Source organism: Salmonella sp. 2018103 (assembly GCF_026247685.1).
GTDB classification, from domain to species: domain Bacteria; phylum Pseudomonadota; class Gammaproteobacteria; order Enterobacterales; family Enterobacteriaceae; genus Salmonella; species Salmonella enterica.
In genome coordinates, this window is record NZ_CP111029.1 from 1,250,488 (window position 1) to 1,276,537 (window position 26,050).

Annotated in this window: 26 protein-coding genes; 15 read left to right on the top strand and 11 right to left on the bottom strand. The window is 53.8% G+C overall.

The genetic code is table 11. The features are described from left to right. Window positions 1-53: 53 nt before the first annotated feature. From cadB to hmpA, 3 genes are all read right to left on the bottom strand, one after another. Window positions 54-1,385, bottom strand: a complete 1,332-nt coding sequence (cadB, locus tag OLG56_RS06040) for a cadaverine/lysine antiporter (protein WP_000100008.1) — start codon at window positions 1,383-1,385, stop codon at window positions 54-56. A gap of 361 nt (window positions 1,386-1,746) precedes the next feature. Beyond that, window positions 1,747-3,288 carry a lysine decarboxylation/transport transcriptional activator CadC gene (cadC, locus tag OLG56_RS06045; RefSeq protein WP_061377270.1) on the bottom strand — a complete coding sequence of 514 codons (1,542 nt, stop codon included), beginning with the start codon at window positions 3,286-3,288 and terminating at the stop codon, window positions 1,747-1,749. Window positions 3,289-3,469: 181 nt separating this feature from the next. Further along, entirely contained in the window at window positions 3,470-4,660 is a 1,191-nt protein-coding gene (gene hmpA / locus OLG56_RS06050) for an NO-inducible flavohemoprotein (protein ID WP_061377271.1), read from the bottom strand. A gap of 324 nt (window positions 4,661-4,984) precedes the next feature. Between hmpA and glyA the strand changes: the two genes are divergently transcribed. Beyond that, complete coding sequence (gene glyA / locus OLG56_RS06055) at window positions 4,985-6,238, top strand: serine hydroxymethyltransferase (protein ID WP_000919178.1); 1,254 nt, start codon at window positions 4,985-4,987, stop codon at window positions 6,236-6,238. A 195-nt stretch (window positions 6,239-6,433) separates the two neighbouring features. Then, complete coding sequence (locus OLG56_RS06060) at window positions 6,434-7,573, top strand: 3-phenylpropionate MFS transporter (protein WP_061377272.1); 1,140 nt, start codon at window positions 6,434-6,436, stop codon at window positions 7,571-7,573. On the opposite strand, the gene csiE is transcribed toward OLG56_RS06060, so the two are convergent. Continuing rightward, entirely contained in the window at window positions 7,568-8,845 is a 1,278-nt protein-coding gene (gene csiE / locus OLG56_RS06065; RefSeq protein ID WP_000982966.1) for a stationary phase inducible protein CsiE, read from the bottom strand. The genes OLG56_RS06060 and csiE overlap by 6 nt on opposite strands. Window positions 8,846-8,970: 125 nt before the next feature. On the opposite strand from csiE, the gene OLG56_RS06070 reads away from it, so the two are divergent. Together OLG56_RS06070 and OLG56_RS06075 are read left to right on the top strand one after the other, a co-directional pair. Continuing rightward, window positions 8,971-9,609, top strand: a complete 639-nt coding sequence (locus tag OLG56_RS06070) for a DUF1007 family protein (protein WP_000843763.1) — start codon at window positions 8,971-8,973, stop codon at window positions 9,607-9,609. Next, complete coding sequence (locus OLG56_RS06075) at window positions 9,600-10,586, top strand: nickel/cobalt transporter (protein WP_000111031.1); 987 nt, start codon at window positions 9,600-9,602, stop codon at window positions 10,584-10,586. Before OLG56_RS06070 ends, OLG56_RS06075 begins: the two co-directional genes overlap by 10 nt. Here OLG56_RS06075 and asrC read toward each other — a convergent pair whose 3' ends face one another. The 5 genes from asrC to suhB all read right to left on the bottom strand — a co-directional run bounded on the left by asrC (window position 10,587) and on the right by suhB (window position 15,484). Next, the gene (gene asrC, locus OLG56_RS06080) at window positions 10,587-11,600 is read right to left on the bottom strand and encodes a sulfite reductase subunit C (RefSeq protein WP_000020685.1); all 1,014 of its coding nucleotides are present in this window, start codon (window positions 11,598-11,600) and stop codon (window positions 10,587-10,589) included. 10 nt (window positions 11,601-11,610) lie between these two features. Next, on the bottom strand, window positions 11,611-12,429 hold the full coding sequence (asrB, locus tag OLG56_RS06085) for an anaerobic sulfite reductase subunit AsrB (RefSeq protein ID WP_061377273.1): 819 nt from the start codon (window positions 12,427-12,429) through the stop codon (window positions 11,611-11,613). A gap of 3 nt (window positions 12,430-12,432) precedes the next feature. After that, window positions 12,433-13,476, bottom strand: coding sequence for an anaerobic sulfite reductase subunit AsrA (asrA, locus tag OLG56_RS06090; RefSeq protein ID WP_000985214.1), 1,044 nt, complete (start codon window positions 13,474-13,476; stop codon window positions 12,433-12,435). Between the two features lie 181 nt (window positions 13,477-13,657). After that, window positions 13,658-14,536 (bottom strand): alpha/beta hydrolase, encoded by an 879-nt coding sequence (locus OLG56_RS06095; RefSeq protein WP_000174950.1) that lies wholly within the window; start codon window positions 14,534-14,536, stop codon window positions 13,658-13,660. A gap of 144 nt (window positions 14,537-14,680) precedes the next feature. Continuing rightward, window positions 14,681-15,484 carry an inositol-1-monophosphatase gene (gene suhB / locus OLG56_RS06100; RefSeq protein WP_000553473.1) on the bottom strand — a complete coding sequence of 268 codons (804 nt, stop codon included), beginning with the start codon at window positions 15,482-15,484 and terminating at the stop codon, window positions 14,681-14,683. Window positions 15,485-15,602: 118 nt separating this feature from the next. Between suhB and trmJ the strand changes: the two genes are divergently transcribed. From trmJ to sseB, 11 genes are all read left to right on the top strand, one after another. Further along, complete coding sequence (trmJ, locus tag OLG56_RS06105; RefSeq protein ID WP_000940033.1) at window positions 15,603-16,334, top strand: tRNA (cytosine(32)/uridine(32)-2'-O)-methyltransferase TrmJ; 732 nt, start codon at window positions 15,603-15,605, stop codon at window positions 16,332-16,334. Between the two features lie 159 nt (window positions 16,335-16,493). Continuing rightward, window positions 16,494-16,988, top strand: coding sequence for a Fe-S cluster assembly transcriptional regulator IscR (gene iscR, locus OLG56_RS06110; protein ID WP_001241346.1), 495 nt, complete (start codon window positions 16,494-16,496; stop codon window positions 16,986-16,988). A gap of 180 nt (window positions 16,989-17,168) precedes the next feature. Continuing rightward, entirely contained in the window at window positions 17,169-18,383 is a 1,215-nt protein-coding gene (gene iscS, locus OLG56_RS06115) for a cysteine desulfurase (RefSeq protein ID WP_000775263.1), read from the top strand. A 27-nt stretch (window positions 18,384-18,410) separates the two neighbouring features. After that, window positions 18,411-18,797 (top strand): Fe-S cluster assembly scaffold IscU, encoded by a 387-nt coding sequence (gene iscU, locus OLG56_RS06120; protein ID WP_000331704.1) that lies wholly within the window; start codon window positions 18,411-18,413, stop codon window positions 18,795-18,797. A 28-nt stretch (window positions 18,798-18,825) separates the two neighbouring features. Further along, complete coding sequence (gene iscA, locus OLG56_RS06125; RefSeq protein WP_000028952.1) at window positions 18,826-19,149, top strand: iron-sulfur cluster assembly protein IscA; 324 nt, start codon at window positions 18,826-18,828, stop codon at window positions 19,147-19,149. 195 nt (window positions 19,150-19,344) lie between these two features. Then, window positions 19,345-19,860: a co-chaperone HscB gene (hscB, locus tag OLG56_RS06130; protein ID WP_000384398.1), complete on the top strand. Its 516-nt coding sequence runs from the start codon at window positions 19,345-19,347 to the stop codon at window positions 19,858-19,860. A gap of 12 nt (window positions 19,861-19,872) precedes the next feature. Beyond that, window positions 19,873-21,723, top strand: coding sequence for a Fe-S protein assembly chaperone HscA (gene hscA / locus OLG56_RS06135; protein ID WP_039514333.1), 1,851 nt, complete (start codon window positions 19,873-19,875; stop codon window positions 21,721-21,723). A gap of 1 nt (window position 21,724) precedes the next feature. Next, window positions 21,725-22,060, top strand: coding sequence for an ISC system 2Fe-2S type ferredoxin (gene fdx / locus OLG56_RS06140; RefSeq protein ID WP_001124466.1), 336 nt, complete (start codon window positions 21,725-21,727; stop codon window positions 22,058-22,060). An 11-nt stretch (window positions 22,061-22,071) separates the two neighbouring features. Continuing rightward, the gene (iscX, locus tag OLG56_RS06145) at window positions 22,072-22,272 is read left to right on the top strand and encodes a Fe-S cluster assembly protein IscX (protein ID WP_000523621.1); all 201 of its coding nucleotides are present in this window, start codon (window positions 22,072-22,074) and stop codon (window positions 22,270-22,272) included. A gap of 53 nt (window positions 22,273-22,325) precedes the next feature. After that, window positions 22,326-23,609 carry an aminopeptidase PepB gene (pepB, locus tag OLG56_RS06150; protein ID WP_000133546.1) on the top strand — a complete coding sequence of 428 codons (1,284 nt, stop codon included), beginning with the start codon at window positions 22,326-22,328 and terminating at the stop codon, window positions 23,607-23,609. A gap of 109 nt (window positions 23,610-23,718) precedes the next feature. Then, entirely contained in the window at window positions 23,719-24,495 is a 777-nt protein-coding gene (gene sseB, locus OLG56_RS06155; RefSeq protein ID WP_001522413.1) for an enhanced serine sensitivity protein SseB, read from the top strand. Window positions 24,496-24,531: 36 nt separating this feature from the next. Here the strand turns inward: sseB and timP are convergent, their stop codons facing one another. Together timP and sseA are read right to left on the bottom strand one after the other, a co-directional pair. Next, window positions 24,532-24,648, bottom strand: a complete 117-nt coding sequence (gene timP / locus OLG56_RS06160) for a small toxic inner membrane protein TimP (RefSeq protein ID WP_249264471.1) — start codon at window positions 24,646-24,648, stop codon at window positions 24,532-24,534. 415 nt (window positions 24,649-25,063) lie between these two features. Continuing rightward, the gene (gene sseA / locus OLG56_RS06165; RefSeq protein ID WP_000205242.1) at window positions 25,064-25,906 is read right to left on the bottom strand and encodes a 3-mercaptopyruvate sulfurtransferase; all 843 of its coding nucleotides are present in this window, start codon (window positions 25,904-25,906) and stop codon (window positions 25,064-25,066) included. Window positions 25,907-26,050 lie beyond the last annotated feature (144 nt).

Sequence of the window (26,050 nt, forward strand, 5' to 3'; positions counted from 1 at the left end):
CCGCTACGCTATAGCAGGTGACGAAAGGGGCTTTGAGAAAAAGGAGTTAGCGGTTAAAGCGCTTCAGCCGTATTGTTGTCGCTGTCGTTGTTCTGGCGCTGGTGCATTTTGCGACCGTAGAACATCAGGATGATCAGACTGACGATAAAGGTGCCGGAGAGTTCGAAGGAGCTGGCGCCCATCAGTGCGATGAAGCAAAATGCGCAGCCCAGTACAGAACAAATCAGGCTTACCGAGTTACGGATGTTGAACCCTTCGAAGCGAATCAGGTCAACACAGGAGTAGAAGTACGGCAGCATGGTAAGCAGTACGGCAATCCCGGTCAGTTCGCCGAACAGGTCGGACGCTTTACCGCCGCTGGAGTTCATGATGGTGATCAGAATCATCAGCGCCGTCATTTTCACCGCAGCCAACAGCAGACCTTTTTTCGGAATACCGTTTTTATCCATTTCACCGTAAATTTTCGGGAAGTTGCCGTCGTTGGCGGCGCGAACCCCAGCCTGGCCGACCAGCATCATCCAGGAGCCCAGAGACGTCAGGCAGGCGAAAGCGGTAAAGGCGGAAACCAGCGGCGCAGCCCAGCCACCCAGAATCGTGGAGGTACTGATAGCGAACGGCGCGCCGGAAGAGGCCATAACGGAAGCTGGGAACATCCCGGCGATAACCTGAGTCGCAGCGATATAGATGATGCCTGCCAGCGCGGTACCCAGCATGGTTGCCAGCGGTACGGTGCGTTTCGGGTTTTTCACCATGCCGGTGCTGACGGCGGCAGACTCAACGCCAACGAACGCCCACAGGCAGAGCAGAATACTTTTAACAATGGCGTGAGAGTCGGTCGTCGTAGACGTGTTCCAGTTCGCGTGATAGGTCGCGATATCGAACCAATGCCAGCCGGCGACTGCGGTCAAGACTACCGGGATCAGCACCAGGAATAGGCCAATCGTTGTTAAGCGGCTGACCCAGGCCCCGCCCAGCATATTAATAAAGGTGAACAGCCAGACGATAGCAATACAGGCAATACCTGCCGGTATTGGATTATTTAATGCCGGGAAGAATGTAGAAAGATAAGAAACAGCGGTAATGCCGATGGCTAAGTTACCAATCCAGTTTGCGTGATAATAAAGAACACCGGTCTGGAAACCAAACGCCGGAGATATTTCCCCAGCATAAGCGATAGGGCCACCCTGTTGAGGGTTTTTGGTTGCCAGCCTCGCATAAACATAAGCCAGCGACATTGCCCCAATAATAGAAATTACCCAGCCCCAGATGGCAATGCCACCAATACTGGCAAGGTTGGCGGGTAATAATGCAATCCCGCTCCCCATCATATTACCGGCAACGACGCCAGTACAGGCAAATAGCCCGATCTTTTTGACAGAACTCATGTTCATTTCTCCTGAGCTGTATTTTTAAGAACCGGGCTTATGCTTCATATATGCTGCGTGCCCGTTCAACTGTCGACAAGATTAACGAATGGGTTGAGATAAGTCCTAAAGAAAAAGTGAAATAAACACAAACATGAAAAAACTGATAGATTGATTTTTTTTGAATTAACATATAAATATCATGAAAAATATCATGAAAGGATAAACATCGTTTAATTACAAAGAGTTATATTTACATTTCTTTGCAGTGAATATGTTGCCAAAATTAACATAAGTTATTTTTGGCAACATGTTTTTCACAAAATAAAAGCGAAAAATTTAATATCTTTTCGCTTTTATTTGTCATGGTTCAGCGTTAAATTTAATCTTCTGCCAGAAAACTATTCAGATAAGGGACAATTTTCTGAACGGATGTCTGAAATACGCCATTTTCAATCCAGTACAGCGTGTTTTCACCTGGACGTAAATTAAAGGCGGTCAGATAGGCATCAGCGGCCAGACGATTCTCACCTTTCATTTCGTAAACTTTCCCCAACAGGACATAGTTAAACCACGACATTTCAAGCTCGATGCTTTTATTGATTTCCTCATACGCTGCATCGATATCACCTTTGCCTAACAGATCGACGGTCTTGATTTTATAATAAACAGACGTTTTCTCAACGCCCGGAATTTGATCTATTTTTTTAAACTCTTCGTTCAGTGCGGCCACTTGTTCTTTATCAAACGGCTGCTGTGATTGCCGTAATACATCTACCAGCACTTTATATTCATAGGCATAGTTGAAATCAGGCGTTTCCTTAATAATGCCATTCAGAATATCGCTGGCTTTACTTAGCGCCTGCGCATCGCCGCTCAGAATAAGCTGGCGCGCCTCATAAAAACGCATCAGCGCGGTATTTTGCGGCGTTCTGAACAGGGCCAGTTGTTCTCGCATACGATTAGGCCAGGGCTGTGTTAAAACGAAAGACAGGCTATTAAACAGATCATCCTGGATGGACAACTGGTTAGTATTGGTGACGAAATAACGCTTATCCAGCATGGTTGAACCATCGGCGTTATCAATGAGCACCACAGACATAAAGCACTGCTGCGCCCGATAGTGGCGCTGATTGACAAACTGAATGGTTAACGTCTTACCGGAGCTGCTTGGCTCATTGACCCGGTAATTAGTTTTATCGTGCACCATAAAGGTCGAGTAGGTGTTCAGCAGGTCGGTGATTAAGCCGCCCAGACCGATGGCGTAGGACTCCTGCGAGACCCAGTTATTACAGGAATTGCCGCCTTCAAAACGAACATCTATATCTCGTGGGTTAAGTAATAACCGCGTTTTTGTTACCGCGGCATTATGATCTACCACCGACATCACGATAAACACCACCAGCGTCGCCAGCGAGAGTAGGAACATTACCCACGTCCAGAAAGCGGCGATACGCGGCTTTTTCGCCTTTTTAGTCGGCGTTTGCAAAGAGGCGGGCGGCACAGGCGTAGCGGCAGTAGCCCCCTCTGCCGGTTCTGCATTCGTTGCTGCGATCGGCGGCGGCGACGTTGATGAATTATCGATCTCATCGCTATTTTCTTCGCACCAGATAACCGGCGCCGTCAGCTTATAGCCGCGTTTAGGTACGGTAACAATGTATTCAGCATTGCTGTCTCCGCCATCTCTTAATGATTTGCGTAGTTCAGAAATGCTTTGGGTGACAACATGGTTGGTCACGATGGTGCGCATCCAGACATGATCAATAATGTTATCCCGGCTTAACACTTCATCCGGGTGATGCGCAAAATACATCAGAAGATCGATCAGCCGTGGTTCAAGAGTAATCTGGCGTCCCTGACGACTGATCTGATTAACAGAAGGTGTAACCAGCCACTCTCCAATGCGTACAACAGGTTGCTGCATAAAAAGATGCCCTAACGAGCTAAGTCAAACGTTAATAATAACACGATTTGCACAGACTTTTTTTATTCCCCTTTTTTGTAAAAGAAAGGCATAAAAAGCAGCGCAATAAGCAGGAGAACGGGGAGGGAAACGGGCGTTCGCCTTAACGATAACGCCCGTTTTTTCAGCGGATTTCTTGCAATTACAGCACTTTATGCGGGCCGAAGCATTCGTAATGAATGTTTTCGTTATTCACGCCAAGGGAAACCAGTTGTTTTGCGGCAAACTGCATAAAGCCTACCGGGCCGCAAAGATAGAACTGCATTGCCGGATCGCTGATTGCGGCTTCCAGTTTGCTTAAATCCATCAGCCCTTCGCTGTCAAAGACGCGTTGGGCGCGATCGGCCTCGGTCGGTTCGCGGTACCAGGTATGGGCAGTGAAACGCGGCAGTGTACGGCCCAGCTCGCTCACTTCGTCGGCAAACGCATGAACGTCGCCGTTCTCCGCCGCGTGGAACCAGTTCACCTGCGCGGTATGCTGTCCTTTCGCCAGCGTATCGAGCATCGCTAACATCGGCGTCTGGCCGACGCCAGCGGAAATCAGCGAAACGGGGGTATCAGCGGCGACATTCATAAAGAAGTCACCTGCCGGCGCAGCCAGACGCACCACATCGCCTACGCTGGCGTGATGGTGTAACCAGTTTGATACCTGGCCGCCGTCTTCACGCTTCACGGCAATACGGTACCCTTTGCCATCGGGTTTACGGGTCAGTGAATATTGGCGGATCTCCTGATGTGCAAAACCTTCCGGCTTCAGCCAGACGCCCAGATACTGCCCGGGACGGTATTCCGCCACCGTACCGCCGTCGACCGGTTCAAACTCAAAGCTGGTGATCAGTGCGCTACGCGGGGTTTTCGCAACGATGCGGAAGGGGCGCGTGCCTTCCCAGCCGCCGTCTTTGCTGGCGTTCTCGTGATAAATCTCGGCTTCCCGATGAATAAAGACGTTAGCCAGTACGCCATAGGCTTTTCCCCACGCGTCCAGCACTTCCTGGCCCGGGTTGAACATTTCGTCCAGCGTCGCCAGCAGATGTGTCCCGACGATGTTGTACTGCTCCGGCTTAATCTGGAAGCTGGTGTGCTTCTGCGCGATTTTTTCTACCGCCGGCAGCAACGCCGGTAAATTTTCGATATTGCTGGCGTAGGCCGCGATAGCATTAAACAGGGCTTCGCGCTGATCGCCGTTACGCTGGTTGCTCATATTGAAGATTTCTTTGAGCTCCGGGTTATGCGTAAACATACGGTCGTAGAAGTGGGCGGTCAGTTTCGGTCCTGTTTCAACCAGTAGGGGAATGGTGGCCTTTACTGTAGCGATGGTTTGTGCGTCAAGCATACGTGCTTCCTTTATGTGAAAATATAATGATGTATATCAAATGCATCTTATAAAAATACCCTTGCATTGTAAATGGTTCTTCTCTGCTTTACGTTATGGATGTAACAACGTGAAAAATCTGCATCACAAAGCTGAAAAGAAATCCGTTGAAATTCGTCAGGCTCTCGTTCAGGAAACCCTTATCTGACGTACAGGTAATCGTTTGCGTAAAAACCTTTGTCAAGACCTGTTATCGAAGAATGATTCGGTTATACTGTTGGCCGAAGTCCCACGGACTGCCTTTTCAGGCACAAATTTTATTGTTAGCTGAGTCAGGAGATGCGGATGTTAAAGCGTGAAATGAACATTGCCGATTATGATGCCGAGTTGTGGCAGGCTATGGAGCAGGAAAAAGTACGTCAGGAAGAGCACATCGAACTGATCGCCTCCGAAAACTACACCAGCCCGCGCGTGATGCAGGCGCAGGGGTCTCAGCTGACCAACAAATACGCTGAAGGTTATCCGGGCAAGCGCTACTACGGCGGTTGCGAATACGTTGATGTTGTAGAGCAACTGGCTATCGACCGCGCGAAAGAACTGTTCGGCGCCGACTACGCTAACGTGCAGCCGCACTCCGGTTCTCAGGCTAACTTCGCTGTTTACACCGCGCTGCTGCAGCCGGGCGATACCGTTCTGGGTATGAACCTGGCGCAGGGCGGCCACCTGACTCACGGCTCCCCGGTTAACTTCTCCGGTAAACTGTACAACATCGTACCTTACGGTATCGATGAGTCCGGTAAAATTGACTATGACGAGATGGCGAAGCTGGCCAAAGAGCACAAGCCGAAGATGATTATCGGTGGCTTCTCTGCCTACTCTGGCGTGGTTGACTGGGCAAAAATGCGTGAAATCGCTGACAGCATCGGCGCATACCTGTTTGTCGACATGGCGCACGTGGCGGGCCTGATTGCCGCAGGCGTTTACCCGAACCCGGTTCCCCATGCGCATGTGGTCACCACCACCACCCACAAAACCCTGGCGGGTCCGCGCGGCGGCCTGATCCTGGCGAAGGGCGGCGACGAAGAGCTGTACAAAAAACTGAACTCTGCCGTCTTCCCAAGCGCGCAGGGCGGCCCGCTGATGCACGTGATCGCCGGTAAAGCGGTAGCGCTGAAAGAAGCGATGGAGCCGGAGTTCAAAGTCTACCAGCAGCAGGTGGCGAAAAACGCCAAAGCGATGGTGGAAGTGTTCCTGAACCGCGGCTACAAAGTGGTGTCTGGCGGCACTGAGAACCACCTGTTCCTGCTGGACCTGGTGGATAAAAACCTGACCGGTAAAGAAGCTGACGCCGCGCTGGGCCGTGCTAACATCACCGTGAACAAAAACAGCGTGCCGAACGATCCGAAGAGCCCGTTCGTGACCTCCGGTATCCGTATCGGTTCCCCGGCGGTTACTCGTCGCGGCTTCAAAGAAGCGGAAGTGAAAGAGCTGGCTGGCTGGATGTGCGACGTGCTGGACAACATCAATGATGAAGCCACCATTGAACGCGTGAAAGCGAAAGTACTGGATATCTGCGCCCGCTTCCCGGTTTACGCGTAAGCGCTTATGTTGTGAAAATGGCCCGATGGCGCTGCGTCTGTCGGGCATTACTTATGCGCCATAACGTGACGCCGCCGGAAGTCATTATCCGGCGGCGTTGCCGTTTGAACTTCTCCCTCCGCTTGTTAATCTTATGTTACCCTTGCCAGCGCAACCGTTTACCGCCAGACTATCGCCTCCAAACGGGAGGGAATCATGGCATTGCATTCCACGCGCTGGCTGGCGCTCAGTTATTTCACCTACTTCTTTAGTTACGGTATTTTTCTGCCCTTCTGGAGCGTCTGGCTCAAAGGTCTTGGGCTAACGCCGGAAACCATCGGTCTTCTGCTGGGCGTGGGTCTGGTCGCGCGTTTTCTCGGTAGTCTGCTCATTGCGCCTCGCGTAAGCGATCCTTCGCGGTTGATCTCCGCGCTGCGCGTACTGGCATTGCTGACGCTGGTATTTGCGCTGGCATTTTGGGCAGGAACGCATGTCGCGTGGCTAATGGTGGTGATGGTTGGGTTTAACCTCTTCTTTTCACCACTGGTGCCGCTGACCGATGCGCTGGCCAATACCTGGCAAAAGCAAATTACCCTGGACTATGGTCGGGTGCGGCTGTGGGGGTCCATCGCCTTCGTGATAGGGTCGGCGCTGACCGGTAAGCTGGTGAGTTTATACGATTACCAGGCGATTCTGGCGCTACTGACGCTCGGCGTCGCCTCGATGTTGCTGGGTATGTTGTTACGTCCCAGCGTGCCGCCGCAAGGGGAAAGCCGTCAGCAGGAGAGCGCAGGCTGGCCCGCCTGGCGTACGCTGGTGGCACAAAGTTGGCGTTTTCTCGCCTGCGTCTGTTTGCTGCAAGGGGCGCACGCCGCCTACTATGGTTTTAGCGCCATCTACTGGCAGGGGGCTGGCTATTCAGCATCGGCGGTCGGCTATTTATGGTCGTTGGGCGTGGTGGCGGAAGTGATCATTTTCGCCCTGAGTAAAAAGCTATTCCGCCGGTTTAGCGCCCGCGACTTGCTATTGCTTTCTGCTGTGTGCGGGGGGGTACGCTGGGGGCTGATGGGCTGGAGTACGGCGCTGCCGTGGCTGATTGTGATACAAATCCTGCACTGTGGCACGTTTACCGTTTGCCATCTGGCCGCCATGCGTTATATCGCTGCGCGTCAGGGAAGCGAGGTGATTCGTTTGCAGGCCGTCTATTCCGCTGTGGCGATGGGCGGCAGCATCGCGATTATGACAGTATTTGCCGGTTTTCTGTATCAACATCTGGGCGGCGGCGTATTCTGGATTATGGCGCTGGTGGCATTGCCCGCTATCTTTCTTCGGCCCAAAGTGGTTGCCGCGTCATGATTCCAGGATCTTGCGGATCTGCTGCTGTTGGTGCTCTGTGAGGGCGCGATCCGCATGAATTAACGGCGGTGAGAAGAGCGGTAGCGGCGTGGCGTAAGGGGTAACAATCAGCGCTACGCCGCGCGGGCATCCCTCTTTTTGAAACGCCTGGAGCGATATCCGTCTGATATTCAGCGGCAACAGGGTCAGTTCACGCAGTTGCTGCTCAATATGCGTCTCCAGCGCATCATTTTTATCCGCTAACAATACGATCTGTCTCTCATGCAAATCGTTATCCTGCATCAGCCAGGCGCCGAAAATCACTGCCACCAGCCCCGTCTCTTCCTCGGAAAAGTGGACACCATATTCGGCTTCAAATCCGGCTAGCGCCTCACGTGTGGTACGAACCAGACGCGGATAAAGACGGTTGAACTCTTCCGGAAGCGTATTATCGATGCCAATCGTGAATAAACTTCGGTTCAGCGCCTGGGCGAGATGGACATACAGCTGATCGTTAAGCCCTTGTTCGTCGCTGAAGCGTACGTTCCCTTTTTCTCGAAAGCGCAGCACCAGCCGCGCCACCTCCAGTCGCAGTTGCTGCGCCCGTTGATGCGTGTCGCGAATCGGGTCGGGGAGGCGAATCATTGAAAACAGTAACGCCATAAACAGCGCTTCATTGAGCGGTGCGGCCTGCATCACGTGGCGCTGCCAGTGACGACCAATTTCCTGGGCGAGTGGATATTCCGCGCACGACTGCGCCCAAATCTGCTGTACAGGGTTGAATTCCGGGGTGATGCCGGCATGGTGTTGTAGCAGACAATACTGTAAAAAGAGACGCAGGAACTGCACGTCGCGATGTTCAAATGGTTTTTGCAACCGGCGGGCGCACAGATTGATGAGCGCGTGCAGATTAATATCATCATACAGCGGACGCGCGATACCGCGCTGCTTTAGCGCGTTTTTTAAGGCCGGGGTAAACTGTTGCGTGACGAAGGTCGGGCATAAACGCAGGCCGCGCCTGAGCCAGTGTAAAAGGCAAAGGCGCTGATCGAGTGCTGTACCTTCGATCCGATAGCAACCGTTCTGGCATGTTGTGATGGCAAGGCGATGATAGCGCTGGATCTCCAGGCTTGTCTCAGTGATATCCTCACGGGCAGTATCATCATCAACGCCATTAAGCGCGCTGAAGATTTCCACCGTGGCAATTGGCTCCGGCTGGAAAAGCGTCAGCAATACCTGACAGCGGCGCTGGGGAGCGGAAAGTACAGATGGTGGGGCAATTGTCGGCATCATCTGTCAGGTCTCCCGTTAGTTTGTCTGGTAAGGATAGCTAAAGTTTGCGTGTGAAAAATGTGATAAGCGTGCTTTTAGGTCAGGAATGCTGAGGAGCGTCACAGAATTTTTATCGCGAGGAACAGATGAAGTCAGTGAAACGCAGCGCCTTAACACTATTTCTTGCCGTTTTATCTTTCGTGGCGGCGGCGCATCCGCACAGCTTCATCCGTCTGCAAACGCAGGTGGTCAGTGAAAATGAGCAATTTGTGGCGTTAAAAATGCGCTGGACAATGGACGCGCTGACGTCCGCAGATCTGCTGTATGACGCCGGAAACGCGGCTCCGGGGTCAGAAATATGGAAAAAGTTGGCGGCGGAAGTGATGGCTAACGTACTTGGGCAGCACTACTTTACAGAAGTGTGGCGCAATGGCGCGAAAGTGAAGTTTAAAAACAGGCCGACAGAATACGGTATGACGCGTGACGTGCATCAGGCGGTATTGACCTTTACGCTACCGCTGGCTGAACCGCAGCCGTTAAGCGGACAGACTTATACCTTTTCAACGTTTGATCCCTCTTATTATGTCGATATGCATTATGACCAGGACAGCGATATCACGATGCCGGAACCGCTGCGCGAAAAGTGTCGGATTCAGGTTTATACTCCTGCGCCCGGCGAAGAGACGCTACGTTTCGCCCAGTCGCTGGATAAAGAGGACGCGCCGCCGGAGGATATGGATTTAGGTAAACAGTTTGCCCAAACGGTGACCTTGCAATGTCAGTAATTTTTTCTCAACGCACTCCGGGGTGGCGCTGGCTCTCGCTGTGGCCATTGGCGTTATTCCTGCTGCTGATGCTGGTTGGCGGTCTGTGGATATGGCAGGCCTGGCCGCAGGTGATGTTGAAAAGCGCTCTTTGGCAGCGGGACGTAAATCAGCAGTTGAGCGCGCTGCTTAACGCGGTGTCGACGCATCCTGAGCGGGCGGGCAGATCGTTGCTTCTGCTGAGTTTTATGTATGGCGTGCTTCATGCGCTGGGGCCGGGACACGGCAAAGTGGTGATCGCGACATGGCTGGCGACGCATCCTTCGAAGCTGAAATCGAGTATCGTGTTAACCCTCGCCGCCGCGTTATTACAGGGGTTCGTGGCTATCGGGTTGGTGGTGGGCGTGCTGACCGTATTGCAACTTCCGGCCAGGCAGCTCCATCTGAGCGGCTTCTGGCTGGAAAAGGGGAGCTATGCGTTAGTTGGCGGCCTGGGCATCTTGCTGTGCTGGCGGGCCATAAAAAGGTTACGCGCGCTGCTACGTAAACCTGTCTTTATCGCTTTTACGCCGCGCCATGTTCACCATGAAAAATGCGGCTGCGGACATCAGCATTTACCGACGCAGGAACAATTGCATAGCGGCGATGACTGGCGCGCGCGACTCATGATCGTACTGTCTATGGGGATGCGGCCCTGTTCCGGCGCGATAATGGTGCTGTTATTCAGTAAAGTGATTGGCGTTTTTAGCTGGGGAATGGCGTCGGTACTGGCGATGGCGGCGGGAACCTCGCTAACGATTACCTCGCTGGCGCTGCTGGTACACACTTTTCGTGCTCTGGCGGTGAAGCTCAGTGGAAACAAAGCGCCGGCGTTATGGCGGCAGGTAGGCTGGTCAACGCTGGCGCTGGCCGGAGGGGTCATACTGCTTGTCGCGGCGCTGGTCATGTGGTTTAGCGTGCCGCAGCCTGTGGGCGGGCTGCGGCCATGGCGTGGTTGATTAGTGCCCGGCGGGTTTGAGATGCATCCGCGCGACGGATTCGTCTTCGGCCCAGTAAATGCGTTCGGCGACCATCGCTTCCGGATTGAGCTGAACGCCGCGCAGTACCCGTTCTTTAAAACGCAGGTAGCCGCCTTTGTCGATCAGATGGCCCATATGGAGATAGATCGGTTTTCCGCCGAGCATCTCTTTTTCAAATTCATACAGGTTAACGATCACCTGCTTTATCACATCTTCAGTCACCCAGTTGAGGAAGAGCTTGCCGACGCGCGGCGTCTTTTTACTGGTGCGTCCGCCCAGACGGACTTGCCAGAGCTGATCCGGCTTACGTTGCCAGGCCAGCGTCGGACAGGCCAGCACGCACTCGCCGCAGCCGATACAGGCGGACTCTTCTTTGACCGCTTTGCCGTTCTTCAGCGCCAGGCAGCCTACCGCGTGGTGACTACAGGCCTTCACGCAGGCGCCGCAACCGATACAGCGATCGGCAGTGAAGCGCATTTTCGCCACGCCAATAATTCCCAGATCTGCCATTGACGCCTTCGCGCAATCATTCGGGCAGCCAACGATGACCGTTTTGAGATGATAAGGGCTGGGATAGACCAGTTTTTCAAGACGACGGGACAGGCCGGTCGTGTCAGTGTTGGCTTTCTGGCAAATGCGGTTCCCCTGACAGGCGACAATATTTCGCCCGCCAATAGCGAGGTAGCCCGCTTTGGTATCCTCAACCTGGACGTCGCACAGTTCTATTTCAATCTCGCGAAGAAACGGCTCCAGCGCAGCGTTCACGTTGTCGATATCTTCGTAACGGATACCCGGCATCGCCAGCTTCTGGCGGGTAGTGAGGTGAATTTGTCCGTTGCCCCAGGTTTCGGCGATGTCACGCGCCACCGTTAGCAAATGCGCGGGCAAAATACCGCCGGGAATGCGGACGCTGATCATGGCTTCGCCGCGCACTTTTGACAGGCGATATTCGTTTTTCGCACGGGCTTTAATGATATCAATATCAATGCTCATGATGTTCTCCTTAATCGGCAAAACGTTGCGCGACGGCGTAGTTAAATATCGGGCCGTCGGTGCAGACATACACTTCGCCCATACGGCAGTGGCCGCACTTCCCGACGGAGCAGGCCATCCGGCGTTCGTAGTCCACCCAGATTTGCTCCGGCTTGAGCCCTTTTTGCAGCAGCATTTTTACGGTAAAGGTAATCATTATTGGCGGCCCAACGACGATGGCCTGCATGGTGTCGATATCGCTAAGCGTCATGTCGGCAAGCCGATCGGTCACCCGACCAATCTGGTAACGGTCATCAGCCTCGCCTTCATCCAGCGTGAGCACCAGATTATGTTTGCCGCGCCACGTTGCCATTTCTTCTTTGTACAGCACGCAATCGCGATTTTTATAGCCGAGAATCATATCCAGTTGACCAATTTCCTGCGGATTCTCAACGAAATAGCGCATTAAGCCTTTCACCGGCGCGACGCCCGTGCCGCCTGCGACAACCAGTAAGGGTTTATGGCGCAGCGTATCGACCGGATAGCCATTGCCATAGCAGCCGCGTAGCCACACGTTGTCGCCTTCTTTCAGCGTAAAGAGGGCGCTGGTCACTTTTCCGACATTACGAATCAGCAGATCTATCCAGCCGTCGCCGTAGTCGGAAACGGAGATGGGCGCTTCGCCGACGCGCGGCAGCGACACCTCAACAAATTGCCCCCAGTGCGCGGGAAAATCGACGGCCACGCGGAAATTCCACTCCAGCGGCGTGTGGCGAGTAATACTGAGGATGCGGTACGCCGCAGGCAGCAAACTGTGCTGCGGTTTATCATGACAGGAACAATGTGTCATGCGTTATGCCTCCTCTGCCAGCGCCTGCCGAACGGCAGCAGTCATTTTATTGATAATCAAAGAAAATTTGATGTATTGTGGGCAGCGATCGTCGCAGCGGCCGCAGCCGACGCACATATGTTCAATGCCGTTGCGCGCTTTGTAGTCATTGACCTTATGCAGGGCGCGGTAGCGCAGACGCTCGCCGGGTTTTTCGCGAAAACCATGACCGCCGGCCATGTCGCTAAAGCCTGGCACCATGCAGCTTGCCCACTGGCGGCGGCGTTCGCCGCGCTGCGGATTTTCATCATAGGCGACGTCAAAGACGCTATAGCAGGTACAGGTTGGGCACCCGGTAGTGCAGCGGCCACAACTGATGCAGCGGCTGTCGTAAGCGTCCCATAGCGGATGGCGGGTGAGAATGTCGCGAATTTTTTGCGGATCGCGGCAAACGCTGTCCGGCGTGACGACGGTTTCCCGGTTTTCGCTGACGAAAGAGGGGGTATAGTCAGCCTCCTGCCCCAGCCCTTGTATCGCCGCCTCGATAAAGGGATCGCGGATGCTGACAAGCGCGCCTTCATCGCTAAAACGCATAGCGGCGCTATAACAGTCAGTTTTATTAGTACCCATTGAGACGCAGAAACAATTTTCGAAGCTTTCTTCACACTCAATAAGGACGAAACGAATATGCTCCCGTAGCAGTTGATAACTGTAATCGGAATTATTCCCATTTGATAAATACATATAATCCAGCCGCGACATGGCGTTAATGTCGCAGGCGCGGGCAAAGACGATTATCGGGGAGGTGTCTGTCTCGGCAATTTGAATGGTGTCTTTATCGAAATAAAAGAGCGTTTCGGTGATAGGGGCAATAATGGTATTCGGCGACATGTGCGATTTCTCGTGCCAGATGAGATCGCGCCAGCCGCTAATTCGTTGATAAATAATGTTGTCAGTGTCGGAAAAACGTCCGCCGCGAAACTCTGCGGACGGGGCAAACACGCGCCATTTTTTGTTTAATCGCTGGATAAGCAAACTAAACTCGTCAGGCGTAATTTTGATAGCCATCACATACTCCACAGTAATATTCAGGAAAAACAAATGAAAATAAATTGTTATAAAAATCAGTTGAATATTACTGTTACGCTAGCGCTAATCCACCGCCTTCGCTAACGGGAAAAAATGGTTTTTACTATCGGTATAATAAATATATTCTTAGTCATAAAATATGCATATATACAGCGTCGCGCTATTTAGCGGATAGCGCGGTCTGAATAAAATTAATCATTGCATCGCGGTAAAGGTTTTCATAACGCCCGGAAAGAGCATCAATGTGATCGCCGCCAGGAATGAAGATTTTTTGTTTGGGCTCTTGGGCGAGGGCATACAATTTCTCACTGTCCTGCCAGGGAATAACATGGTCTGCCGTGCCATGAAGAATCAATACCGGAATGGGGCTGACGCTGGCGATATTGCGATCCGCGCTATAGCGGTCATCAAGCAAATAGCCGCTGCCCGGGATCATCTGGTTGGCGATGGAGGAATAGGATAAAAACGTTGAGTCGAGGATAATCGCACGTATGCCCGCCTGGTCGGCGTAGCGCATATTTGCGCAGCCTACGCAGTGGCCTACGGCGGCCAGTACATTATTGCCGCCCAGGCTCTGCCCCAGCAGTACCAGGCGCTCGGGATTAACGTCGTCGCGATGCCGCACATAATCTATCGCGCTTTTCGTATCGTCCTGTAACCCCTCTTGTGATGGGGTGCCCTCAGATTCGCCAAAACCACGGTAATCAAACATAAACAGGTTTACGTTGCGTTCTGGCAGCCAACTGACTAACGGCCAGTGCGCCGACATATTTCCGGCGTTGCCATGGACATGAATCACCGTCGCGACGGCGTTTTCCGGCCTGCCGAAAGCAGTGGGAATAAACCAGCCGTGCAGATGCGTGCCATCTTTGGCGGTAAAGGTAATGGATTCAGCTTCGGCAGGGGTTGGCCCATAGACTTTATTGTCCGGGTAATAAAAGGCATTGATCGCTACGCGGGGTAGCAGGTAAATACAGACCACAATGATAAACAGAATAAAAAGGGATTTGACGATGCGTCGGGTATGTTGAAGGGTCATGTTCGCTTCCTTGCCGCTTTATGCCAATAGCGGAGCAGGGAGCGATCGTACAAAAACATGCAGGCAAGTAAAGCGATGAGGCTGTGTTTAGGAAAAACGCCTGAAAAGGCACGGCGGATGAGTGGCCCCATCCGCCGAAGAGACTTAGCGCTTCAGCGCATCGCTCAGTTCGTCGCGCATATTCGCCAGCATGGCTTTAACGACGCGCGGATTCCCCGCCACGATATTACCGGTCATCATGTAGTTATGACCGCCGGTGAAATCGCTGACGATACCGCCCGCTTCACGAACCAGCAGTTCACCCGCGGCGAAATCCCATGGACGAAGGCCAATTTCAAAGAAACCATCGACACGACCTGCAGCCACATAGGCCAGATCCAGCGCGGCGGAACCGGTGCGGCGGAAATCGGCGCATTCGGTGAACAGCTTGCCGATAATATTAATGTAGGTGGTCGCGTATTGTTTGGCTTTGAACGGGAAGCCGGTAGCGAGGATAGTGCCGTCCAGATCGCGAGCGGTACTGCCGCGCAGACGGTAGCCGTTCAGTTGCGCGCCCTGACCGCGGGTGGCGGTGAACAGTTCGTTACGCATCGGATCGTAAACGACAGCCACTTCAGTACGGCCTTTAATGCGTACAGCAATGGAAACAGAGAAGTGTGGCAGACGTTTGATGAAGTTGGTGGTGCCATCCAGCGGATCGATAACCCATTGAACATCCTGATCTGTGCCAACGTGCTCACCGCTTTCTTCGGTGATAATAGTGTGTTGCGGGTAAGATTTGCGAATGGTGTCGATAATTACCGCTTCAGCGGCCTTATCCACATTGGTCACAAAATCGTTACTGCCTTTTTGGCTCGCTTCTACAGCGTCCGGAGTTTCATAGTTTTTGGCAATTACATTACCCGCCTTGCGCGCTGCGCGCACGGCGATGGTCAGCATCGGATGCATCGGTCTCTCTCACTGGATGTTAAAGAACGGGAAAACGGCGCAGAGTATAGCAGCGAGATCGGAATCTGTCTTGGTTTTATGGTAAGATGTCAGAATAATCTTTAGCTGAAGAAAGACAATGCTGCAAAACATTCGAATTGTGCTGGTGGAAACCTCCCACACCGGCAATATGGGCTCTGTGGCTCGCGCTATGAAAACCATGGGCTTAACTAACCTGTGGCTGGTAAACCCGCTGGTGAAACCGGACTCCCAGGCCATCGCCCTGGCGGCAGGCGCCAGCGATGTGATCGGTAATGCGCAGATCGTCGATACGCTGGATGAAGCGTTAGCTGGCTGTAGCCTGGTGGTCGGCACCAGCGCCCGTTCCCGCACTCTGCCGTGGCCGATGCTTGATCCGCGCGAGTGCGGCTTAAAAAGCGTGGCGGAAGCGGCAAATACGCCGGTTGCGCTGGTTTTTGGTCGTGAGCGTGTCGGGCTGACTAACGATGAGTTGCAAAAATGCCATTATCACGTCGCGATTGCCGCTAACCCGGAGTACAGCTCGTTGAATCTGGCGATGGCGGTACAGGTCATCGCATATGAAGTCCGTATGGCCTGGCTGGCGACGCAGGAAAACGGCGACGCGGCAGATCATGAAGAGACGCCGTATCCGCTGGTGGACGATCTTGAACGTTTCTACGGCCATCTGGAGCAGACGTTGCTCTCCACTGGCTTTATTCGCGAAAGCCATCCGGGGCAGGTGATGAATAAATTGCGCCGTCTGTTTACCCGCGCCCGCCCGGAAAGCCAGGAGTTGAATATTCTGCGTGGGATTCTGGCGTCTATTGAGCAGCAGAATAAAGGCAAGTAACCGCGTCAATACCGCACGGAACGCTAAATACCTGACTAATTTACTCAAGTAAATAGTTGACCAAATTACTCGGGAATGTCAGACTTGTCCCTGCTATGCAATACCCCCATTTTACAATAAAAAACCCCGGGCAGGGGCGAGTTTGAGGTTAAGTAAGACATGAGACTGACATCTAAAGGGCGTTATGCCGTGACCGCAATGTTAGACGTTGCGCTCAACTCCGAAGCGGGCCCGGTACCGTTGGCTGATATTTCTGAACGTCAGGGGATTTCCCTTTCTTATCTGGAACAGCTATTTTCCCGTTTACGTAAAAACGGTCTGGTTTCCAGCGTACGCGGGCCGGGCGGCGGCTATCTGCTGGGTAAAGATGCTGGCAGTATCGCGGTCGGCGAAGTGATCAGCGCGGTTGATGAATCCGTTGACGCGACCCGTTGCCAGGGCAAAGGCGGCTGCCAGGGCGGCGATAAATGCCTGACCCATGCGCTGTGGCGTGATTTAAGCGATCGCCTGACCGGTTTTCTCAACAATATTACCTTAGGCGAGCTGGTGAATAACCAGGAAGTTCTGGATGTGTCTGGTCGCCAGCACACGCATGACGCGCCGCGCGCCAGTGGTCGTGCGCAGGACGCTATCGACGTTAAATTACGTGCTTAATTAAAATATTACGCCATCTCTTCTGGCGGCCTCATGCGGTGAATGCCGCGGTCGTCTGAAGGATGAAGCGTAAAAAAGAATTCAGAATCAGGCCGGGACGCGGACGTCCCGTCAACACGGTCGTACATCCAGCCGGTTGCCTGATTCCTTGCATTGAGTGATGTACGGAGTTTAAGAGCAATGAAATTACCGATTTATCTCGACTACTCCGCAACCACGCCGGTGGACCCGCGTGTTGCCGAGAAAATGATGCAGTTTCTGACCCTGGACGGAACCTTTGGGAACCCGGCGTCTCGTTCACACCGTTTCGGCTGGCAGGCTGAAGAAGCCGTCGATATCGCCCGCAACCAGATTGCTGAACTGGTCGGCGCCGACCCGCGTGAAATCGTCTTTACCTCAGGGGCGACGGAGTCTGATAACCTGGCGATTAAAGGCGCTGCCAACTTTTATCAGAAAAAAGGCAAGCACATCATCACCAGCAAGACCGAGCACAAAGCGGTGCTGGACACCTGCCGTCAGCTTGAGCGCGAAGGGTTTGAAGTGACCTACCTGGCGCCGCAGCGCAACGGCATCATCGATCTCAACGAGCTCGAAGCAGCGATGCGTGACGACACCATTCTGGTTTCCATCATGCACGTGAACAACGAAATCGGCGTGGTGCAGGATATCGCAACCATCGGCGAAATGTGCCGCGCGCGCGGTATCATCTACCACGTTGATGCCACCCAGAGCGTGGGCAAACTGCCTATCGACCTGAGCCAACTGAAAGTGGATCTGATGTCCTTCTCCGGTCATAAAATTTATGGTCCGAAAGGCATTGGCGCGCTGTATGTGCGTCGTAAGCCGCGTATTCGCATTGAAGCGCAGATGCATGGCGGCGGGCACGAGCGCGGTATGCGCTCTGGTACTCTGCCTGTTCACCAGATCGTCGGCATGGGCGAAGCTTACCGTATCGCGAAAGAAGAGATGGAGACCGAAATGGCCCGTCTGCGCGGTCTGCGTAACCGTCTGTGGAACGGCATCAAAGATATTGAAGAAGTTTACCTGAACGGCGACCTTGAGCAGGGCGCGCCAAACATTCTCAACGTGAGCTTTAACTACGTTGAAGGCGAGTCGCTGATCATGGCGCTGAAAGACCTGGCGGTCTCTTCCGGTTCCGCCTGCACCTCCGCCAGTCTGGAACCGTCCTACGTGCTGCGCGCGTTGGGCATGAATGACGAGCTGGCGCATAGCTCTATCCGTTTCTCTTTAGGTCGTTTTACCACTGAAGAAGAGATCGACTACACCATTGATCTGGTTCGTAAATCCATTGGCCGTCTGCGTGACCTTTCTCCACTGTGGGAAATGTACAAGCAGGGTGTGGATCTGAACAGCATCGAATGGGCACATCATTAATCGGTATCGGAATCAGGAGAATTTATAATGGCTTACAGCGAAAAAGTAATCGATCACTATGAGAACCCGCGTAACGTAGGGTCGTTTGACAACAACGACGATAACGTGGGAAGCGGCATGGTTGGCGCGCCGGCCTGCGGCGACGTCATGAAGTTGCAGATTAAAGTTAACGATGAAGGTATCATTGAAGACGCGCGCTTCAAGACTTATGGCTGCGGTTCCGCTATCGCCTCCAGTTCTCTGGTAACGGAGTGGGTGAAAGGGAAATCCCTGGACGAAGCGCAGGCGATTAAAAACACCGACATTGCAGACGAACTGGAACTGCCGCCGGTGAAAATTCACTGCTCTATTCTGGCGGAAGACGCGATTAAAGCCGCTATTGCGGATTACAAAAGCAAACGCGAAGCGAAATAAAATAGAACGTTAACATTGAGGTTTTGTTATGTCGATTACACTTAGCGACAGTGCAGCAGCGCGAGTTAATACCTTCCTGGCCAACCGTGGTAAAGGGTTTGGTCTGCGTCTGGGCGTGAGAACCTCCGGCTGCTCAGGTATGGCTTATGTACTGGAATTTGTTGACGAGCCAACGGCGGAAGACACCGTGTTTGAAGACAAAGGCGTTAAGGTAGTGGTTGACGGCAAGAGCCTGCAATTTCTGGACGGTACACAGCTGGACTTCGTAAAAGAAGGTCTGAACGAAGGGTTTAAATTCTCCAACCCGAATGTGAAAGATGAGTGTGGTTGCGGCGAAAGCTTCCACGTGTAACCGTGTTCCGCTGTTATACCGAGCATTCGTGCTGCAGAAAAGCGGCAAGCGAGTGAATCCCCAGGCGCTTACTTGAGTAAATGACTGGGGGAACCCGCGCAGACAACGCATCTGCGGCGCGAAGTAAGAAGGTATAACCCCACCGTGGTCGCCTGCGTGTGGGGTTTGTTCTGACAGGCTATCCCTGAGAATGTTATGGATTACTTCACCCTCTTTGGCTTACCAGCCCGTTATCAGATTGACACCCAGGCGCTGAGCCTTCGTTTTCAGGATCTGCAACGCCAGTATCACCCTGACAAATTTGCCAACGGCACTCAGGCGCAGCAGCTTGCCGCCGTCCAGCAATCCGCCACGATCAACCAGGCCTGGCAAACGCTGCGTCACCCTTTGACGCGCGCGGAGTATCTGCTTTCCTTACACGGGTTCGATCTGGCCAGCGAGCAGCATACGGTACGCGACACCGCGTTTCTGATGGAACAACTCACGCTTCGCGAAGAGCTGGACGATATCGAACAATCAAAAGACGACGTGCGGCTGGAAAGCTTCATCAAACGCGTACAAAAGATGTTTGATGCTCGTCTTCAGCAAATGGTGGAACAGTTGGACAACGCCGCGTGGGACGCGGCGGCGGATACGGTGCGCAAACTGCGGTTTCTCGATAAACTGCGAAGCAGCGCAGAACAACTCGAAGAAAAGCTGCTCGATTTTTAACTGGAATCTAACATGGCCTTATTACAAATTAGTGAGCCTGGTCTGAGCGCCGCGCCGCATCAGCGTCGTCTGGCGGCGGGTATCGACTTAGGCACTACCAACTCTCTGGTTGCGACGGTTCGCAGCGGCCAGGCGGAAACTCTGCCTGACCACGAAGGGCGCCACCTGTTGCCTTCAGTGGTTCACTATCAGCAGCAGGGCCATACGGTCGGTTACGCTGCGCGTGACAATGCCGCGCAGGATACGGCCAACACTATCAGCTCTGTGAAACGCATGATGGGACGCTCGCTGGCGGATATCCAGGCGCGCTATCCGCATCTGCCTTACCGGTTTAAGGCAAGCGTTAATGGGCTGCCGATGATTGACACGGCGGCTGGATTGCTCAATCCGGTACGCGTATCGGCTGATATTCTCAAAGCGCTGGCCGCGCGGGCTAGCGAATCGCTCTCCGGCGAGCTGGATGGTGTGGTGATTACCGTTCCCGCCTATTTCGATGATGCCCAACGTCAGGGAACGAAAGACGCCGCGCGGCTGGCAGGCCTGCATGTGTTGCGCCTGCTCAACGAACCGACGGCGGCGGCGATTGCCTACGGTCTGGACTCAGGCAAAGAAGGCGTTATTGCTGTTTACGATCTCGGCGGCGGTACCTTCGATATCTCTATTTTACGCCTGAGCCGCGGGGTGTTTGAAGTGCTGGCGACGGGCGGTGATTCTGCGCTCGGCGGCGACGACTTTGACCATCTGCTGGCGGACTATATTCGCGAGCAGTCGGGAATTGCCGATCGTAGCGACAATCGCGTTCAGCGCGAACTGCTGGATGCCGCGATTGCGGCGAAAATCGCCTTAAGCGATGCCGATACCGTTCGCGTTAATGTTGCGGGCTGGCAGGGGGAGATCACTCGCGAGCAGTTTAACGATCTCATTTCCGCGTTGGTTAAGCGCACGCTATTGGCCTGCCGTCGCGCATTGAAAGATGCCGGCGTTGAGCCCCAGGACGTTCTGGAAGTGGTCATGGTCGGCGGTTCGACCCGTGTACCGCTGGTTCGTGAGCGGGTGGGCGAATTTTTTGGCCGCACGCCGTTAACCGCTATCGACCCGGATAAAGTGGTCGCTATCGGCGCAGCGATTCAGGCCGATATTCTGGTCGGCAACAAGCCGGACAGCGAAATGCTGCTGTTGGACGTGATTCCACTCTCTCTTGGGCTGGAAACGATGGGCGGCCTGGTGGAAAAAGTCATTCCGCGCAACACCACTATACCGGTGGCGCGCGCGCAGGATTTCACCACCTTCAAAGACGGTCAGACCGCGATGTCTATCCATGTGATGCAGGGCGAACGCGAACTGGTGCAGGACTGCCGCTCGCTGGCGCGCTTTGCGCTGCGCGGGATTCCGCCGCTGCCGGCGGGCGGGGCGCATATTCGCGTGACCTTCCAGGTAGACGCCGATGGCCTGTTGAGCGTCACCGCAATGGAAAAATCCACTGGCGTCGAGGCCTCCATTCAGGTCAAACCCTCCTATGGCCTGACCGATGGTGAAATCGCCTCAATGATCAAGGATTCCATGAGTTTTGCCGAGCAGGACGTGAAAGCGCGTATGCTGGCGGAGCAAAAAGTCGAAGCCGCGCGCGTGCTGGAAAGTTTGACCGGCGCGCTAACTGCCGACGCCGCGCTGTTAAGCGCCGCAGAACGTCAATGCATTGATGATGCCGCCGCACATTTAAGCGCGGTCGCACAAGGCGATGATGTTGACGCCATAGAACAAGCCATTAAAAACGTAGATAAACAAACCCAGGAATTTGCCGCTCGCCGCATGGACCAGTCGGTTCGTCGCGCGTTGAAAGGCCATTCCGTAGACGAGGTTTAACATGCCGAAGATTGTTATTCTGCCTCATCAGGATCTTTGTCCGGATGGCGCAGTTCTGGAAGCTGAGACCGGTGAAACCATTCTTGACGTTGCGCTGCGCAACGGCATCGAGATTGAACACGCCTGTGAGAAATCGTGCGCCTGCACCACCTGTCACTGTATTGTACGTGAAGGCTTCGACTCCTTGCCGGAAAGTTCGGAAGAAGAAGACGATATGCTGGATAAAGCGTGGGGGCTGGAGCCGGAAAGTCGACTGAGCTGCCAGGCCCGCGTTACCGACGACGATCTGGTTATCGAAATTCCACGTTACACAATCAACCATGCGCGTGAGCATTAACAGAGGGTAGTATGGGACTCAAGTGGACCGATAGCCGCGAGATCGGCGAAGCGTTATACGACGCATATCCTGATGTCGATCCTAAAACCGTTCGTTTCACCGATCTGCATCAGTGGATCTGCGAACTGGACGATTTTGACGACGACCCTAACGCATCCAATGAAAAAATTCTGGAGGCGATTCTGCTAGTCTGGTTGGATGAAGCAGAGTAAGTCAAATAACGGGCTGCCCTACGGCGGCCCGTTTGCTAATAAGGAAAATAACAATGACAGAAGCCATGAAAATTACGCTTTCCACGCAGCCTGCCGATGCGCGCTGGGGCGATAAAGCCACTTACAGTATTAATAACGACGGTATTACCTTGCATCTTAACGGTAAAGACGATCTGGGGTTGATCCAGCGTGCGGCGCGTAAAATCGACGGCCTGGGAATAAAACAGGTCGCGCTGACAGGCGAAGGATGGGATACCGAGCGTTGTTGGGCATTCTGGGCGGGTTACAAAGGACCAAAAGGCGTCCGTACCGTAATGTGGCCGGATTTAGACGATGCCCAACGTCAGGAGCTGGATAACCGCCTGACTATTATTGACTGGGTGCGCGACACCATTAATGCTCCGGCGGAAGAGCTTGGGCCGGAGCAACTGGCGCAGCGCTCGGTGGATCTGCTGTGTAGCGTCGCGTGCGATAGCGTCACTTACCGTATCACCAAAGGCGAAGATCTGCGCGAGCAGAACTATATGGGGTTGCATACCGTAGGCCGTGGTTCTGAGCGTCCGCCGGTGCTGCTGGCGTTGGATTACAACCCGACGGGAGACAAAGATGCGCCGGTTTATGCCTGCCTGGTCGGTAAAGGTATTACCTTTGACTCCGGCGGCTACAGTATCAAACAAAGCGCTTTTATGGACTCAATGAAATCCGATATGGGCGGCGCGGCGACAGTAACAGGCGCGCTGGCGTTCGCCATTACCCGTGGGCTGAATAAACGCGTAAAACTGTTCCTGTGCTGCGCCGATAATCTGATCAGCGGCAATGCGTTTAAACTGGGCGACATTATTCGCTACCGTAATGGTAAGAATGTCGAAGTCATGAATACCGATGCGGAAGGGCGACTGGTGCTGGCGGATGGCCTGATTGACGCCAGCGCACAACACCCGCAGCTAATCATTGATATGGCGACGTTAACCGGCGCGGCGAAAACGGCGCTGGGTAACGACTACCATGCGCTATTCAGTTTTGACGATACGCTGGCGGGGCGCTTGCTGACCAGCGCGGCGCAAGAGAATGAACCGTTCTGGCGTCTGCCGCTGGCAGAGTTCCACCGTAACCAACTGCCGTCTAACTTTGCGGAACTGAACAACACCGGCAGCGCGGCGTATCCCGCTGGGGCAAGCACCGCCGCGGGTTTTCTGTCGCACTTTGTTGAAAATTACCGCGAAGGCTGGCTGCACATTGACTGTTCCGCCACTTATCGCAAAGCGCCGGTTGAGCAGTGGGCTGCCGGGGCAACCGGTCTGGGTGTGCGCACCATCGCGAATTTGCTGACCGCCTGAACGGTGTTTTTGTAGGCCGGGTAAGCGAAGCGCCACCCGGCATTTTGCCTGATGGCGACGCCGTGCGTCTTATCAGGCCTACAACCCATATACATAATTTGTGATTCCTATGTCCGAAACTAAAAATGAATTAGAAATCTTGCTGGAGAAAGCGGCGACTGAGCCCGCGCATCGTCCGGCATTTTTCCGTACCTTACTGGAGTCCACCGTCTGGGTGCCGGGCAGCGCTGCCGAAGGCGAGGCGATTGTGGAAGACAGCGCTCTGGATTTGCAGCACTGGGAAAAAGAAGACGGCACGACCGTCATTCCCTTCTTTACTTCTCTGGAGGCGCTGCAGCAGGCCGTGGAAGACGAACAGGCGTTTGTGGTGATGCCGGCGCGCACGCTGTTTGAAATGACGCTTGGCGAAACGTTATTCCTCAACGCTAAATTGCCGACCGGCAAAGAGTTTATGCCGCGTGAAATCAGCCTGCTTCTCGCTGAGGAAGGCAGTCCGTTAAGTACGCAGGAAGTGCTGGAAGGCGGCGAGTCGCTTATTTTATCCGAAGTGGCCGAGCCGCCGTCGCAGATGATTGATTCCCTCACTACGCTGTTTAAAACCATCAAACCGGTGAAACGCGCATTTCTCTGCGCGATTAAAGAACATGCGGACGCTCAACCCAATCTGCTGATTGGCATTGAGGCTGACGGCGATATTGAAGAGATCATTCACGCAGCGGGCAATGTGGCGACCGACACGTTACCGGGTGACGAACCGATCGATATTTGTCAGGTGAGGAAGGGCGAGCAGGGTATCAGCCACTTTATCACTGAGCATATCGCGCCGTTCTACGAGCGCCGCTGGGGCGGGTTCCTGCGCGATTTTAAACAGAACCGCATCATCTGAAGAAAAGAAAGCCGCCCAACAGGGCGGCCTCCTGGCTTACCTGCTCTGGACGTTGAGCGTTACGGGAACAGAATTACCTGGGTGGCTTCTGTCTGCGTGAAGACACAACGTGCCAGAAACAAGAAGCACGACACAAAAGCATCGTACCTTCATGTTGCGGTCCTTGCGAAGACCGCATCACGGCAGCACCGCTGGCGATAATGCCGTGATAGCAGGCACTACGGTGTGCCTGCGCTTACGGCCATGGGTTATCCTCTCCTGAAGCCAGCGCCCGTTTGCGAGACGGCGGAAAGGGCCGGGAAAGATAATACCTCAAATGTTGAATAGTTTCCTGGTAAATTATATTGACATTTGCTCCCTTAAAAGGGAGTATTAATCCCCTACGGTGTGCCTGCGTTGCTATGGCAACAAAGCCTGCTGGAAAGGCCGCGAACCGGACCAGCACAAAAAAACCGCTCAATTGAGCGGTTTTTTTGTGGCCTGCTTAAACAGTATTTATGTAGATTCGTTTTAAATCAGCCTGAACGGTAGGCCGGATAAGCGTGAGCGCCATCCGGCATGGCAGATATTAAGTGGGTTCAACCGGTAAATCGGTACGCGCGCCCCATTCGCTCCACGCGCCGTCGTAAAGCGTGACGTCAGGCACATCCAGCGTGGCGAGCGCCAGCACCACGACCGCGGCCGTCACGCCGGAACCGCAACTGGCGATAATCGGTCTGTCGAAACTCACGCCGTGGCTGAAAAAAACCTCATTCAGTTCGTCAGTGGTTTTTAATTCGCCCTCATACACCAGTTCCGTCCACGGGACGTTTAGCGCGCCAGGAATGTGTCCGCGCCTCAGCCCCGGACGCGGTTCATCAGCCTGAGCGTTAAAACGCGCCGCCGGACGCGCATCAACGATTTGCGCGGTTTTTTCATGACTTGCCAGCAATACGTCGGTGAGACGCACCACGGCTTGCGGCGCGAATTTCGCCTCAAACTCGCCTCCTTCATGCGCTTCTTCGCCTTCGCGCAATAGCCATTCGTCACGCTGCCAGCCCGCCAGTCCGCCCGCCAGAATGGACACTTTCTCGGCACCGAACGTGCGTAGCATCCACCATGCCCGCGGAGCGGAGAACAGATTGCCTTCATCGTATATGACCAGGTGTTTATCCTGGCGAACACCCAGTTCACGCATGGCCACCGCAAACGCTTCCGGGCGCGGCATCATATGCGGCAGCGGCGATGCGCGATCGGAAAGAGCTTCAATATCAAAAAACAGCGCGCCGGGAATATGTCCGGCGCGATATTCGCCCGCCATATCACGATGTTCCTGTCCTGGCGGCGCCATACGGGCGTCAAGAATCTGTATTTCCGGATCATCAATATGTTCGGCAAGCCAGTCGGCGGCGACAAAAAAGGCGGTGGTCATGGGCATCTCCATTGTTACCTGATTATGGTCAAATTGTCGGACGTTTCCCGAAAAGGGACAAGTAGAAGAGGCTGTTTTGGCTGGCGAAACCACATTTCTGCGTAAAATTTTCGCATCATCACAGTAATACGGACTTACACAATA